This window comes from Corynebacterium sp. HMSC063A05 (assembly GCF_001809695.1).
GTDB lineage: Bacteria > Actinomycetota > Actinomycetes > Mycobacteriales > Mycobacteriaceae > Corynebacterium > Corynebacterium amycolatum.
In genome coordinates this window covers 259,347-273,339 of record NZ_KV798510.1, presented here as the reverse complement: position 1 = coordinate 273,339, position 13,993 = coordinate 259,347, and the positions used below count along the sequence as shown (strand labels likewise).

The following is a 13,993-nucleotide window of genomic DNA, read 5'->3' as shown; positions in this document are numbered from 1 at the left end:
ACAGCGACAATGACCGCAGCACTCGAATCTTTTACCCTTGACGATTACGTTTCACTGTTTATTTATGACGGCCCAACGTCGCCAGAAATCTACGCCAGTGAACTGGTCAGTCTAGCTCGCTAACCGAGGCTGGCGGCTAGACAGGCCGGGTTTTGCCGTGGTCAGCAGCAAATAGCGGTTGGGCCGAAGCTGGCGGCGACAGGGTTAGATCATGTTGCCGTCGTAACGCTCTTCCAAGGAGCGCGGGCCGGTAGCCAACTTGCCCGGGTTGAGGATGCCAGCGGGGTCGAGTTCGTCCTTAATTGCGCGCATGACCTTGGCGAACAATTCGGTGTTCTCCTCGTAGTACTGCGGGCTGTGATCCTGGCCAATGCCGTGGTGGTGCGTGATGGTGCCGCCGAATTTCATTATGGCCTCTGATGCCGCGGACTTGATGTCCATCCACTGCTGGAGAATCTCGCCCTCGGTCTCGCGGAAGAAGTACGTGAAGTACAGCGAGCAGCCGGATTCGTACATGTGCGAGATGTGGCAGAAGACGTACACCGGGGTGCCGTGCTTCTCGCCAGCGGTTTCCATTGCGGAGGCGATTTCGCGGCGCAGTGTAGCGGCGTTATCCCAGGTGGTGGCGGTCTCCAGGGTGTCGACACCGACGCGGCGGGTCATCATGACATCGCGCAGGTACGGCGAGGAGAAGCGGTGGTTAACCCAAGCCATGCCCGGAATGGAGCCCATGCGGACGCACTTCTTGGTCAGCAGGCGACCGGCCAGGCGCTCACGGGTGACGCGGGCGCCGACCGGATCAGTCTGGGCGAAGCCAAAAATCACCATGCACGGGGTATCGATGCCACGCAGCTTCAGGTACTTTGTGACCTTCTCGGACATGCTGGCGGAGCCCAGCTGAGTGAGGCCAAACAGCGTTTCCTTCTCGTCGGAGATGCGCGCTAGGTGCGGGATATTTCCGCTCTGCTCCAACTTGCGCAGCTCTTCGGCGGCTTCCTCAAAGGAGTTGAAGAAGTAGGTGTCGAAGAGCATCTCCTTTTGCGGACGCTGATTTAGGGCAATCGTCACATGCGTGATGATGCCCAGGGTGCCCTCCGACCCCAGGAAAAGCTCACGCGGGTTTGGGCCGGATGCCGACGACGGCATGTCGCGGAACTCCATGGTGCCGGCTGGCGTGACGACGCGCATGCCAATCACATTGCGGTCGATGCGACCGTAACCAGAGGATTCCTGGCCTGCGGAGCGGCAGGAAACCCAACCGCCGACAGTGGAGTACTCGAAGGACTGCGGGAAGTGACCAGCGGTGAAGCCGGCCTTGGACAGCTCCTTTTCCAGGTCGGGGCCGAAAACGCCGGTCTGGGCGGTGACGGTGCCAGCGACCTTGTCAATGTCGATGATCTTGTTAAAGGCGGTCATGGACACTGCGATGGCCTTACCCATGCCTCCGTCAATAGCCTCCACGCCGCCGACGACCGAGGTGCCGCCGCCGAAGGGGACGACTGCAATCTTGCGCTCAGCGCAGACCTTGAACAGGTCCTCGATATGCTTTTCAGTTTTCGGTAGTACAACAGCATCTGGGGCGACATCGAGCTTGGCTGCGCGAAGGCGAACCAGGTCGGGGTAGGAGCGGCCGACCGCGTGCTTGACACGGGTGTCATGGTCGGTGGCGACGGCATCCGCGCCGATAATAGCCCCCAGGGCCTCGACATCCTCGTTGCTGAGGCGACTATCGGAGATGGTGACATCGGCGATATTGCGCGGCGGGTTGTTTGCGTCCAATGACATGCCGATTTCGCGCTGCAGGAGCTTCTCGCTGGCCGCGGTGATTGGCTTGTCGTTGCCGTCAACACCCCAGCCCCACCAGCGCATGCGGTACGGAATCGTGAGCTTGTTAGACATCCTGAGCTTCTCCTTGGGCATCGGTGCTGAGAGCCTGAACTGCGGAATTATGTGTAACTTGTGCAGAAGCACATCTTTACATCTTTGTATTATAGCGGTATTGCGTTACGTTTTCTCGAAAAATGTCAATCATTCTTGGTAGGCTTTAGTTAGGTGCGGTAGCAAAACCGCATAAAGGCCAGTTTCGGCCGGTCAAAAGCCCACGTAAAAGTAGGTAATTCTTCGATGAACGCTAACGACAAAGATCTCAGTTACCCGCTGGGAACAACTAAGATTCGTACCCTCGCTCTGGTCACTAACCCCCACGCCGGTCATGGCGCCTCGCAGATTGCCTCAGCTCGGGCAAGTCGAGTGTTCGCGGATCGCGGTATCGACGTCATCGCTCTACAAGGTGCTAACCCCGACGATGCCCGCAAGCTCATTCGTGAGGTCATCGCCGACGGCCGAATCGATGCCTTGGCAGTTTGCGGTGGCGACGGCATGATTAACCTCGCGCTGCAGGAACAGGCACAGACCGGCATCCCCCTCGGCATCATCCCCGCAGGTACCGGAAACGACCACGGCCGTGAATACAATCTGCCGCGTGGCAATGCTCGCGATGCTGCTCATGTTATCGCCGACGGTTTCTGGACAACCACTGACCTCGGCCGCATTACGAGCGCAACAGGGGACCGGCGCTGGTTCGGCACTATCATGTGTGCCGGCTTCGACTCCATTGTCTCCGACCGCGTCAATCAGATGACCTGGCCACACGGCCGCAACCGCTACAACCTGGCCATCGTCCGCGAATTCTTGGCTTTCCACTCCCTGCCATTTCGCATCACGCTTGACGACCATCGGGTTCTCGAAGATCCCATCACGCTGGCCGCTTTCGGCAACACCCGTTCTTACGGCGGTGGTATGAAGATTTGCCCGTCTGCAGACCACTCCGATGGCCTGATGGACATCACCGTCATTGGCAAGGCCGGACGGATCAAGGCCGCCCTTGCTTTCAAGTCCGTATTTGACGGCACCGTTGAAAAAATCGGTGAGGTCAGTACCTATCGCGCTAAGAAGGCTTACGTGGAATATATTGGCCCGCCACGCCAGATGAATGCCTACGCTGACGGTGACCTCATGTTCCCGATGCCAGTTACGGTGGAAGTCGTTCCAGGCGCTGGCCGCTACATCGTTCCCCGTCCGTAAAAGAGCGCAAGGGGGTTCTCGTCGTCAAGCTTTTTCCGCATGCTTGACGACGTCGCGTTACCCCTTGATTCCGTAGCTCTTCAGGCGCAGACGATCCGCCGCAGAAGCCGAGGCCGTCAGGCGCAGCAGCTCGGCGTAGATGCCGTCAGTCTGTGCCAATTCGGCGGGTGCGCCCACCTCGTCGACGTGACCGTCACGCAGCGTAACGATGGTGTCCACATCGGAAATCGTGGACAGGCGGTGGGCGATGATAACCGTGGTGCGCCCCTCCATCAGCTTGTCCAAGCCACGCTGAACTTCGCGTTCTGCCTTGGTGTCCAGCGCTGAAGTGGCCTCGTCCAGGATGAGCAGGGGAGCATCCTTCAAAATTGCGCGCGCAATAGCGATGCGCTGCTTCTGGCCACCCGAGAGCTTCAACCCTCGCTCACCAATAGTGGTGTCGTAGCCGTCGGCGAAGCTGCGAATGAAGTCGTCGGCATTGGCCTTTTTGGCCGCAGCGATGACTTCCTCATCGGTAGCGTTGGGTTTGCCGTAGGCGATGTTCTCCCGAATCGTGCCGGAGAACAGCGAGGAGTCCTGGAACACGACGGCAGAGTCGGCGCGCAGAGTGGAACCGGAAACCTCGGAGACATCCGACCCCAGAACGCGCAAGTGGCCTGCGGTCGGGGCATAAAAGCCGAGCAGCAGGTTGACGATGGTGGACTTGCCGCCACCCGATTCGCCGACCAAGGCGATTTTTTGACCTGAGTACGCCTGGAAGCTGACGTTGGAGAGCACCGGCTTGTCCTCTTCGTAGGCGAAGTCCACTGCATCGAAGTCGACGACGGGAGCGTCTATAGCCTCCTGCTCGGCTGCGCGTTCCAGGGAGGAGCGGTAGGCACTGTCGCTGGCGACGTTGGCTGAGGTGGAACCTTCAGCGGTGGGATCGACGTTGCCGTTATTCGCGGTCGCTGCACTGAGCAGCTCCGGCTGCGTGCGGGCCTCTGGGGTGAGTTCCATAACCTTGAAGTAGTCTCGGGAACCGGCGACTGCGCGCTGGGCAGCGTCGACCAAGAAGCTCATCATGGTCACCGGTTGGCGCGCCATATTAATCAGCTGAATGAGCATGACCATGGTGCCGATGGAGAACTCACCCGACGAGGTGCGAAGGAAAAGCAGCAGGTAGATACCTGCGAAGATGACGTTCAAAATGCCGCCGCGCAGGGCATCCATGCGGTGCCACCACGTTGACTGCTCGTGGGTCAGGGAGATGGTGCGGCGGAAACGGGAACCAAAGAAAGCAATCTCGCGCAGCTCCGCGGTGAAGGATCGAACAACCTTGACCTGGCCGATGACCTCGGCAAAACGGCCACCGGCGATATCGATTTGTTCGTTTTTCTTGGCTTCAACCTTTTGCCAGCGTCTCGACGTCAATGCGGTGAGCAGGGTGTAGACCGGGAAAACGATAATCAGCAGCACCGCCAGCGGCCAGTAGTACCAAGCAGTGATGGCCAGCACTGCACCGACGGTCAACAACATCGGGAAGAAGTTGTTGGAAAACGCCTGGAGAAATTGCGTGATATTGGTAATCGAGCGTTCCAAGCGGGCGATAATTGTGCCCGTGACCTGGCTGTCGAAATAGCGCTGCGGCAGAGACAGCAGTTTTGCATAGTAACGGGTCGACAGAATCTCGCGCATGCGCGCGGTCATCACATCACCCAGGTAACCACCGATGTTATGCACGATGGTTTGCGTCAGATCGGCAATCAGCAGTCCGATGACCAGCCAAATCACGGTGCGAGTGGTGTTGGACATCGCCGCTTGGCTCAAGCCTTCATCGCTGGACACCGCGCCGACGATGGCATCGGTGGCATCGCGGATGAGGAAGGGGCTAATCAACGACGCGGCGGCGGTGGCCAGCGAACAGATGATGACCCCGATATAGAAAGGCCAGAGCACTCGCGTAGTGGATAGAATTCTGCTGAGCAGACGCACGAAAGACCTCTATCTTGCGGGATGATGACTCCCCGCTATGAAATTACTGCGACAAAAGCCCTATCCTAACAGCGAGCGCACAGCACCAAGCGGCAGTGGCAGCCAGTTGGGGCGGTTCTGGGCTTCGTACAGGCACTCATAGATGGCCTTATCCAGCACAAACGCTTCCAACAGTACCGGGTCGCTGCTGTCGCCATAGCCTTCCAGGAAGGCATCGATATTGCGGCGAGCCCACTGCTCAACACGCTCGGTCGCTGCCTCGGTGTCCTCACGTCCTGTCAGCAGCGGATAGTGAGCGGCATAATCGAAGGATCGAATCATGCCGGCGATATCGCGCAGGCGGTGGTCCGGCAGACGGCGCTCCTCCCACGGGCGCGACGGCTCGCCTTCGAAGTCAATCAAGCGCCATGAGCTTGGAGTGCGCAATACCTGCCCCAAGTGCAGATCACCGTGGATTCGCTGGACGACGGCACCACCTTCCGGTACCGCAGCCTCTGCGCGATTGAAGATAGCCTGCGCTTTATCCTTGACCTCCGCAATTTGTGGCACCACACCAGCGACGAAGTCCAGGCGAGCACGCAGGGGAGCCACCAACTCCGCACCGGTCAGGCGTTCCTTTACCGCGACAGCGGCGGCGAGGCTGCTGTGCACCGAGGCCACTGCTTCGCCGAGCGCACGGGCTTCGGAGGTAAAGTCGGTGCCCAAATCTTCCAGCGGGGTCTGACTGTCGCGGATGGCGTCGCGGACTGCGCCAAGAGCCAGCTCCCAGCCATCGACCGAGTTCGGTGCGAATTCCTGCAGCATGGCGGTGGTGTAGGTGTCCTCGCCAATAGTGGTCTCTACCCAGGAGTAGAGCTCAGGGACGAACTTGCAATCCGCCTGGGCCAGTGCGGCCAGCAGCTCCACATCGGCATTAGTGCCGGGGTAGAGGCGACGGAAGAACTTGCACATCACGCGGTCGTCGAAAATGACCGAGGTATTCGACTGTTCGACTCCCATAGGGCGGCCGGATTCCGGTCGGGGCTGCTCAGAGCCCGGCACACGCCGCAGTTCCATGCGGCCGAGCTTGCCTTCGTCGGAAAGTTTCTGGCCGAGTGCCGTGATGGCATCCGAATCGATCAGAGCGTCGTAGCCGACGATGCCCTCGGCGCGAACCAGTAGGGACTGCTCGTGGCCCTCGGGGACGTCCTGCGCCCAAGCGATGGGCAGCTGATAGGTCGGTGCGGAATGGGCGGTGTGCACTCTCACCAATGCGATATCGACATCGGGACTGTTGGGATTGTCGCGCAGTACGGGGTCAAGCGCGAGGATCTCGACGTGGTCGATGTCTGAGACCTTGTCAGCGAAAAAGCGCATCCTGACCAGTGTGTCTGCCAGCTCTTCGGCAATGAAATCGGCGGTGGGAATAGTCATTTCAGTTCATTCGCCTTTCGGGACTTAAAAGATCACTCTCTATTATCGGCGTTTGTGACGGCATCGGCATTGGCATCGGTGGCGGTGCCAGAGTGCTCGCGTGATGACGTCACCGGCGCGTCCGATATCGCCTGTGCAACCGGGATTGTCGGCGCGGACATTGAGACGCTCGATTCGGCGTTTGTCTCCGGCGGAAGCTGGATTTCGAACCAGTAGAAACCGTGGCCAGGAAGAGTGATCTGGTAGGAATCGGAGCCAATTGTGGGGAAGGGTACCGAACCCGTGAGCTCTACCGGTGTGGCACCGGCGAACTCGGACAGATCTAGTGAGACGGCCGCGGGATAGGAGGACAGGTTGTTGACGCACAGCAGTACTTCGTCGCCGAATGTGCGCAAATAAGTCAGAACAGAGGCCGTGTCGCTGTTTAACTCGCGGAAATCACCGAGGCCAAAAGCCTCATAGCGTTTGCGGACCTGAATTAGTCGACGCACCCAATTCAACAGGGAGTTGGAGTAGCTCGCCTGGTTTTCGACATTGACCGCCTGGTAGCCGTAGGTCGCATCCTGAATAGTGGGCAGGTAGAGCCGACCCGGGTCAGCCTTGGAGAACCCGGCATTGCGGTCGGGCGACCACTGCATGGGGGTGCGCACGCCATCGCGGTCGCCGAGCCATATGTTGTCGCCCATACCAATTTCGTCCCCGTAGTAGAGCACCGGCGAACCCGGTAGGGACAACAACAGGGCGTTGAAAAGCTCGAGTTGGGTGCGGTCATTTTGCAGCAATGGCGCTAGCCGACGGCGAATGCCGATGTTGGCCTTCATCCGTGGATCGTGCGCATACTCGGCGTACATGTAGTCGCGCTCGGCATCGGTGACCATTTCCAACGTCAGCTCATCGTGGTTGCGCAGGAAAATACCCCACTGAGCCGAAGAGGGAATCTCTGGCGTGGACTCCAGGATCTCCGAGATGGGAAAGCGGGACTGCTTGCGCACCGCCATGAAAATGCGTGGCATGAGCGGGAAGTGGAAAGCCATGTGGCATTCGTCGCCACCGACCTCCGGGTCGCCGAAGTATTCCACCACATCGGAGGGCCACTGGTTGGCCTCCGCCAGCAGGACGCGACCCGGGTATTCCTCATCCATGACCTTGCGGCAGCGCTTCAGAAAAGCGTGGGTCTCGGGCAGATTCTCGCAGTTAGTACCTTCGCGCTCGAAGAGATAAGGAACAGCGTCGAGGCGGAAGCCGTCAATGCCGAGATCCGACCAGAAGCGCAGCACATCGAGCATTGCTTCCTGCACCGCCGGATTGTCGTAATTCAGATCTGGCTGGTGGGAGAAGAACCGGTGCCAGTAGTACTGGCCACGCACCGGGTCGTAGGTCCAGTTGGAATCCTCGGTATCCACGAAAATAATGCGTGCGCCCGAGTAGGTGTCCGGGTCATCGGTCCAGACATAAAAGTCGCCGTAGGGGCCGTCTGGGTCGGTGCGTGACTGCTGGAACCACTCATGGCTATCGGAAGTGTGGTTCATCACCAGGTCAGTAATAACGCGGATACCGCGCGCATGGGCCTCGTCGAGAAGCACCTTGAAATCCTCGACCGTGCCAAACTCGTCGAGAACGGCGCGGAAGTCGCGGATATCGTAACCGCCGTCGCGCAGCGGGGAGTCGTAGAAAGGCGGCAACCAGAGGCAGTCAACGCCCAGCCACTGCAGATAATCGAGCTTTTCCGTCAGCCCTTTGAGGTCGCCGGAGCCGTTGTCGTCGGAGTCAAAGAAGGCTCGGACGAGCACCTCATAGAACACCGCGCTGCGGTACCACTCGTAATCTTTCTTGGCGATAGTCATGCATCCCAGCGTAATGACTATGCCGCTAGCCTGCAGAGGGAGTTTTCCTGCGAGATCCCACAAAACCGCGCGAGTCGGCTGTCCTGGGAGACCTCATGAAACACCTTTTAAACAGCCTTGTGTTCCTGAATCAGCGCGGCGAGTTGATACGCATCAGCCAGCGCCAGCTCCGTTGCCACCGGTGTGACAGTTCCTGGCACCATGTCGATTCGCACGTTCGCCACGCCCGCTGCTTTCTTCAGCGGAGAAATGGTTAGCGTATGCCCCTGAATACGCTGCCAGGGGACTATGAACCGCGTATGCCAGAACCGACCCTTGGTCACCAACAGCCCCCGCCGCGTGGCCTGCACCTTTTGAAATTTCCAGTCAATTGGGCTGAGCCACCATGCCGTGCGTGGAGTCTGCCAGGAGCACAACAGGTCATCGCCAGAGGCCGGTCCCGCAATCTCAGTCATCAAATCATCGACAATCGTATCGGTCTCCGCCGCCGGCGCCACGGGCACCAGTGCGTTGTTCGACTGTGTGCTGTCCAGACCATAGCCCGCCACCGAAACATCGGCACGGGACCATTTCCACGGGCGCCACCACAGTGGTTGAACCACTTTGAAGCCATGAATGCGATCAATGGGAATGGTTTGAGCGCGTGTCGACAACAGTCCGGCGGTAATTGCCAGACGCCTGCTTTCCGACGACACCTTCAGCGTGAAATCCCACGACTGATTTAGTACTCCGAAAAGGCCGAGCGCGAAACTGCCAATCACAATCAGAGTAGTGATGGTTACTCCGCTGAGGATTTCCACGATGAAGTCGGTGAACAGCGCAGAGACAACGGCGAGGAGGACAAGAGCTATGCCTACGAAAAGACCGGGGCCAATGGCCACGGATGCGACCAACCGTCCGACATCGACAGGGCCAAAGATGGTCTTCGTGTCGGACATGCGGGAGGACATGTGGGCGTTGGAGGCTTGAGCAGCGGCGGGGCTGTCGCCGTCGTAAAGCGAATGCGCCAGTTCGGTGTCCAGCTTTTCTACCTCACCCAACACGTCGGCGCGGAACCGTTCGCACTGCGGGGGAGTGAGGTATTTGATTGCGAAGTGTGAATCGGAGCCGCCAGCTGTTTCAATGACAATTTCCGCGAGCCCGAAAATGCGCGCCAACAATGGTTGGTTGATATCGACCGCCTGCACGCGGTCGAGCCTTGCCGCGCGTCGAGAACGCAGTAGCCATCCGGAGCCGTAGCGAACCTCATCGTCGGTAAGTTCGTAGAACGTATACCTCCAGGACAACCACGAGAAAAGAGCAATCAGGCCGATAATTATGGCGACCGCACCGGTACCGATAAGCAGGCCGAGCCATGCCCAGTCGTAGAGCTGAGTCACGACAGCAACGGCCAATTGCCACTGATTCGCAACTGCGAATGCAATCACCGCAGCGATTGTGGCGAAGCTTTTGAGCAGCGGGGATAGTGGATGAACTCTATGCTTCATTTAGAGACCCGCCATCCGGTCATGAGCACGCTGAGATAGACGGGTGCGCAGGGCGAGAGCTTCTTCGCGTGGCAAACCGTGGACGGCAGCATCCGAGCTCGCCGATGCTGTGTTGAGCTTCAGTGTTGCCAGCCCGAATAGTCGAAGGAGGGGTCCTTCATCGATGTCGATGAACTGAATCCGTCCGTAGGGAATGACAGTGATCGAGCGCCACCAGCGTCCGGAAGCAACGATGAAGTCGTTGTCCCCTTCGAGGTACCGGTGGGCACGAACTCGGCGGCCGATGAGCCAGTAGATATATGCGAAGTAGAGCACGCAGGCGAGGACACCTAACCACATCCACGGAGACCACATCACAGCAGCGACGACAGCTGCGATCGTGATAACTAGCAGGGGAGCGGCGTGCGCGATTCGCTTCACATTAGCCAGCGCGGGGTCGACCGGCTGCAGCGCAGAATTCTCGGGGATTAATAGATTAAGCGGCTCCATAGTTGACAGTTAAACACAGAGGGAAAGCTTGCCTCTCGCCTGGTGTATCGGTAAGAACGGTGGTTATGGATCGCAGGAAACTCATAGCAGTACTCATCACGCTGATTACCATTTTGGTCTGCGTAGAGATTTATCAGTACATGCAGACTTTGCCGAGCTAAATAGCAGCGCTAATCGGTGCGGCCAATGGCAAGCCTCAGCCGCCTCATGCGCCTAATCCCGTTTTATGCGCCAAAGAGCTGGCGCGGAGCCGCCCACGCATCGATGGCGATGCCCTCAACTGCCTGTGCGTCAGCGCCAGCAAAGGTGGTTATCTTGCGGTCGTCGTTGTAGCGGGGCATGTGCGAAGTGCCCTCGCGGATGAATTCGACCGCCACTTGGTGGAATGGATGGTTAGGCTCTTTCATACCGAAGAAGCGTGCAATATCGATGCAGTGCGGAGCACCACTGGTGCGGCCAGCAGGTGCGTAGCCCAACCCTTCTCCCGGTTCGAACTGTGCCGCCCACACATCCAGCTCAGCGGCCACGGACCGTTCGGCGACTTTAACAGCGTAAGAACGAATCGCGGAGTCAGAAATGACATTTCCCATCGGACGCTCGGCATAGGCGCCGGTCGGAAATTCGCCGTGGCCGCGATGCCCCTTGGCATAGCGCCGAGCCATCCACTCCCGCATGGGCAACTTGTCCATCGCCACAACCGGAGGTTCTGAGAAGAACTCTTCGCTGGTGGCGGTCACCATCGTGGGCAGTGTGGGAGCAAAGCTGTCAAAGCGAGGCCCAATTGCCGGATCCGAAGGCGAGGATGCCGAAACCAATTTCTGGGCCCGAGCGACCCTGCGTTCGTCGGCTCGCGAAAAGACCTCGGTGGACGGCGCACGTCCCACACCGATGCCCGCCAACGTGCGGCGGAGGCGCGAACCGGACAGCAGCGAGAAGGCCGGCGACATGGCGATGGTGCGCTGAATCTGACCGCGCGTGCGTTCGTCGGCCGCGAGGGTGAGCGCCAGCGCCGCACCCGCCGATTGCCCCGAGATAGTGATGTTGTCGATATCGCCGCCGAAGGCAGGCGCGTTCCGACGGGCCCACTGCAGCCCCAGATACAGATCATCAATGGCCCGGTAGGTCTCTGTTTGACTGTCGCGCCAGAATCCCTCCAGTCCCTTGCGGTATCCGAGCGAAACGGTGATGATGCCGGCCTGTGCAAAAGCCGTCGCGTCCGTCCAGGGCTCGGAGGGGTGCCCAAACTCGTAGCTACCACCGTGAATCCACAGCAATACGGGGTAGGAAGCGTCCGCGGGCCCAGTCGGTGCGGTGACGGTGAGAACTAACTCGCGCTCGGGCTCACAGCGCCGAGTGCCTGACTGTGGGCCGTCGGCCACTGGTGCCGACGCGGCAAACGGAGCAGCATCTGCGTAATCGATATTGAAAACTTGTATTGTGCCATCGTGAATCCGGCCGGTCAGTTGCCCGCAGGGAGCGGAAATAGTCGTCTCTGTCATGGCGGAAAACGCCTCCTCGTCACTGTTGGTCCTGCCAGAAGGGCGGGGAGCCTGTGGTAGTCGCGCTCGCGTTTTCGAGCACGCTACAGTTGAATTCACTATGACTAATGATGCACGAAATCCACTGTTGACACCGTCGGAATTGTTCTGCGAATTGCCAGATTTTGCGGCAATCGATGACAGCCACGTCCGCGAGGCGTTTAGCGAAGCAATGCGTAGCCATACACGCGAGATTGACGCCATCGCCACGTCGTCGGAGGCACCGACCTTTGTTAACACCATCGAGGCAATGGAGAAGGCGGGCCAAGATCTGGACCGCGTCGCTGCTTATTTCTTCAATGTTGCCGGCACGGACGCTACCGATGTCCGCATGGAAATTGAAGCCGAGATTGCCCCGCAGCTCACAGCACACCTGGATCAGATTCGCATGCGCAGTGACCTGTGGCAGCGCATCAATGCCATTGACAGCGTTGACGATGCCGCCAACCCGGAAGAAGCGAAGCTGCTGCTGAAGAAGGTCCGCGAGGACTTCCAGCGCGCCGGTGCGGACCTCAGCGACGAGGACAAAACCGAGCTTAGCCGCATCAATTCCCGCCTCTCTGAGCTTTCCACCGCCTTCGGCGAAAACCTGCTGAAGGACACCGTTGCGCGCGCCGTGGAAATCTACGACCGCGAAGAACTCGCCGGGCTTTCCGACGATGCCATTGCGTCCTTCGCCGCCTACGCGAAAAAGGCAGACACCGATGCGCCGTGGCTGATTCCACTGGACCTACCATCAACTCCTGCACAGCTGGCTGACCTCGATAATCCGGCTACTCGCGCCAAGCTCTACGAAGCCTCGCTGGGGCGCTCGGGTGCTGCCTCCGGCAAGTTCGACAACTCCGACATTGTGCTGGAAATGGCGCGCTTGCGTGCCCGCCGTGCCAAGCTGCTCGGCTACGACACGCATGCGGATTACGTCATTGCCAAGGAGACGGCAACCACCGCAGAGGCTGCTCGGAAGCTCATTGCAGACCTGGCGCCAGCTGCCATTGCCAATGCTGAAGGTGAGTACAAGCGGGTCGCTGATCTGGCTGGCGATGAGACGGTAACTGGCGCTGACTGGCCGTACTGGGAGCGCCGTCGTAAAGCGGAAGAATTCGCAGTCGACACGGATGAACTCAAGAACTACTTCGAGCTGCACCGTGTCATCGAAGACGGCGTGTTCTACGCTGCCCGCAAGCTCTACGGCATCGAGGTAGTCAAGCGCGAGGAACTGCAGGGATACGCGCCGGGCACGACCGTGTGGGAGGTACGCCAGGGCGGAGGCGAGACCATCGGCCTGATTATCACAGACTACTTCTCGCGTCCGACCAAGCGCGGTGGTGCGTGGATGAGCTCGTTTAGGGATCAGTCCCGTCTGTTGGGGCGCCTGCCAGTCGTGGTCAACGTGATGAACATCGCCGAAACCGAGCCGGGAACCCCGGTGCTGCTGACACTCGACGAGGTCACCACTGCTTTCCACGAGTTCGGGCATGCCCTCCACGGTCTGCTTTCCGACGTCACGTACCCGACCTTCTCGGGCACTAACGTCCCGCGCGACTTCGTGGAATTCCCCTCTCAGATCAACGAGAACTGGGCGCTTGAGCCGTCCATTCTGGCCAATTACGCCGTCCACGTTCGTACCGGTGAGCCGATTCCGGCCGAGCTAGTCGAGTCGGTGAAGAAGGCCCGCACCGCTGGTGAGGGATTCGCCACGGTTGAATACCTCGCGGCGTGCGCCATCGATCTCGCCTGGCACAGCCTCACTGAGGAGGAGGCAGCTCATGTCACTGATGTTGACGCTTTCGAAGCGGAAGCACTCGCCGAACTCGGCCTCGACGTTCCCCACCTGGCTCCGCGTTACCGCTCCCGCTACTTCAACCACATCTTCGCCGGCGGTTACTCGGCAGGCTATTACTCCTACCTGTGGGCGGAGGTTCTCGACGCGGACGGTTTCGGTTGGTTCACCGACAACGGCGGCGCCACAATCGGCGGCGGCAGCCACTTCCGCGAGGAGATTCTCTCCCGTGGTGGTGCCATCGATTTTATGGCCGCCTACCGTGCCTTCCGAGGTCGCGACAAGGACATCCAGCCGCTCCTCGAACGCCGCGGGCTGTCGGGCACTGATGCCTAGCTTCACGCTTTACGACGAGCGCCGCGACGGCCGCCCACTAGTTATTCC

General features: G+C 59.5%; 9 protein-coding genes. 2 read left to right on the top strand and 7 right to left on the bottom strand.

The annotated features are described in order from the left end of the window. Nucleotides 1–204: 204 nt before the first annotated feature. Nucleotides 205–1,899, bottom strand: a complete 1,695-nt coding sequence (locus HMPREF2651_RS09960) for an FAD-binding oxidoreductase (protein WP_049181307.1) — start codon at nt 1,897–1,899, stop codon at nt 205–207. A gap of 225 nt (nt 1,900–2,124) precedes the next feature. On the opposite strand from HMPREF2651_RS09960, the gene HMPREF2651_RS09955 reads away from it, so the two are divergent. Beyond that, entirely contained in the window at nt 2,125–3,084 is a 960-nt protein-coding gene (locus HMPREF2651_RS09955) for a diacylglycerol kinase (protein ID WP_038626066.1), read from the top strand. Nucleotides 3,085–3,141: 57 nt separating this feature from the next. Here HMPREF2651_RS09955 and HMPREF2651_RS09950 read toward each other — a convergent pair whose 3' ends face one another. From HMPREF2651_RS09950 to HMPREF2651_RS09925, 6 genes are all read right to left on the bottom strand, one after another. Continuing rightward, on the bottom strand, nt 3,142–5,058 hold the full coding sequence (locus tag HMPREF2651_RS09950; protein WP_049181308.1) for an ABC transporter ATP-binding protein: 1,917 nt from the start codon (nt 5,056–5,058) through the stop codon (nt 3,142–3,144). Nucleotides 5,059–5,118: 60 nt separating this feature from the next. Further along, nucleotides 5,119–6,471, bottom strand: coding sequence for a maltokinase N-terminal cap-like domain-containing protein (locus tag HMPREF2651_RS09945; RefSeq protein WP_038626062.1), 1,353 nt, complete (start codon nt 6,469–6,471; stop codon nt 5,119–5,121). 32 nt (nt 6,472–6,503) lie between these two features. After that, a complete protein-coding gene (treS, locus tag HMPREF2651_RS09940) occupies nt 6,504–8,315 on the bottom strand; it encodes a maltose alpha-D-glucosyltransferase (protein ID WP_049181310.1) in 1,812 nt (603 codons plus the stop codon). Between the two features lie 107 nt (nt 8,316–8,422). Continuing rightward, entirely contained in the window at nt 8,423–9,742 is a 1,320-nt protein-coding gene (locus tag HMPREF2651_RS09935; protein ID WP_070586042.1) for a PH domain-containing protein, read from the bottom strand. A gap of 60 nt (nt 9,743–9,802) precedes the next feature. Next, nucleotides 9,803–10,291, bottom strand: a complete 489-nt coding sequence (locus HMPREF2651_RS09930) for a PH domain-containing protein (protein WP_038626055.1) — start codon at nt 10,289–10,291, stop codon at nt 9,803–9,805. Nucleotides 10,292–10,515: 224 nt separating this feature from the next. Next, on the bottom strand, nt 10,516–11,790 hold the full coding sequence (locus HMPREF2651_RS09925) for a carboxylesterase family protein (RefSeq protein ID WP_038626053.1): 1,275 nt from the start codon (nt 11,788–11,790) through the stop codon (nt 10,516–10,518). 100 nt (nt 11,791–11,890) lie between these two features. Here HMPREF2651_RS09925 and HMPREF2651_RS09920 point away from each other — a divergent pair, with 100 nt between their 5' ends. Further along, entirely contained in the window at nt 11,891–13,945 is a 2,055-nt protein-coding gene (locus HMPREF2651_RS09920; RefSeq protein WP_038629101.1) for a M3 family metallopeptidase, read from the top strand. The last annotated feature ends 48 nt before the right edge of the window (nt 13,946–13,993 follow it).

What these genes read in the sequence shown, in the direction of transcription:
- HMPREF2651_RS09925 (WP_038626053.1), bottom strand. Translation starts at nt 11,790, where the DNA reads ATGACAGAGACGACTATTTCCGCTCCCTGCGGGCAACTGACCGGCCGG.
- HMPREF2651_RS09930 (WP_038626055.1), bottom strand. Translation starts at nt 10,291, where the DNA reads ATGGAGCCGCTTAATCTATTAATCCCCGAGAATTCTGCGCTGCAGCCG.
- treS (WP_049181310.1), bottom strand. Translation starts at nt 8,315, where the DNA reads ATGACTATCGCCAAGAAAGATTACGAGTGGTACCGCAGCGCGGTGTTC.
- HMPREF2651_RS09955 (WP_038626066.1), top strand. Translation starts at nt 2,125, where the DNA reads ATGAACGCTAACGACAAAGATCTCAGTTACCCGCTGGGAACAACTAAG.
- HMPREF2651_RS09920 (WP_038629101.1), top strand. Translation starts at nt 11,891, where the DNA reads ATGACTAATGATGCACGAAATCCACTGTTGACACCGTCGGAATTGTTC.
- HMPREF2651_RS09945 (WP_038626062.1), bottom strand. Translation starts at nt 6,471, where the DNA reads ATGACTATTCCCACCGCCGATTTCATTGCCGAAGAGCTGGCAGACACA.
- HMPREF2651_RS09960 (WP_049181307.1), bottom strand. Translation starts at nt 1,899, where the DNA reads ATGTCTAACAAGCTCACGATTCCGTACCGCATGCGCTGGTGGGGCTGG.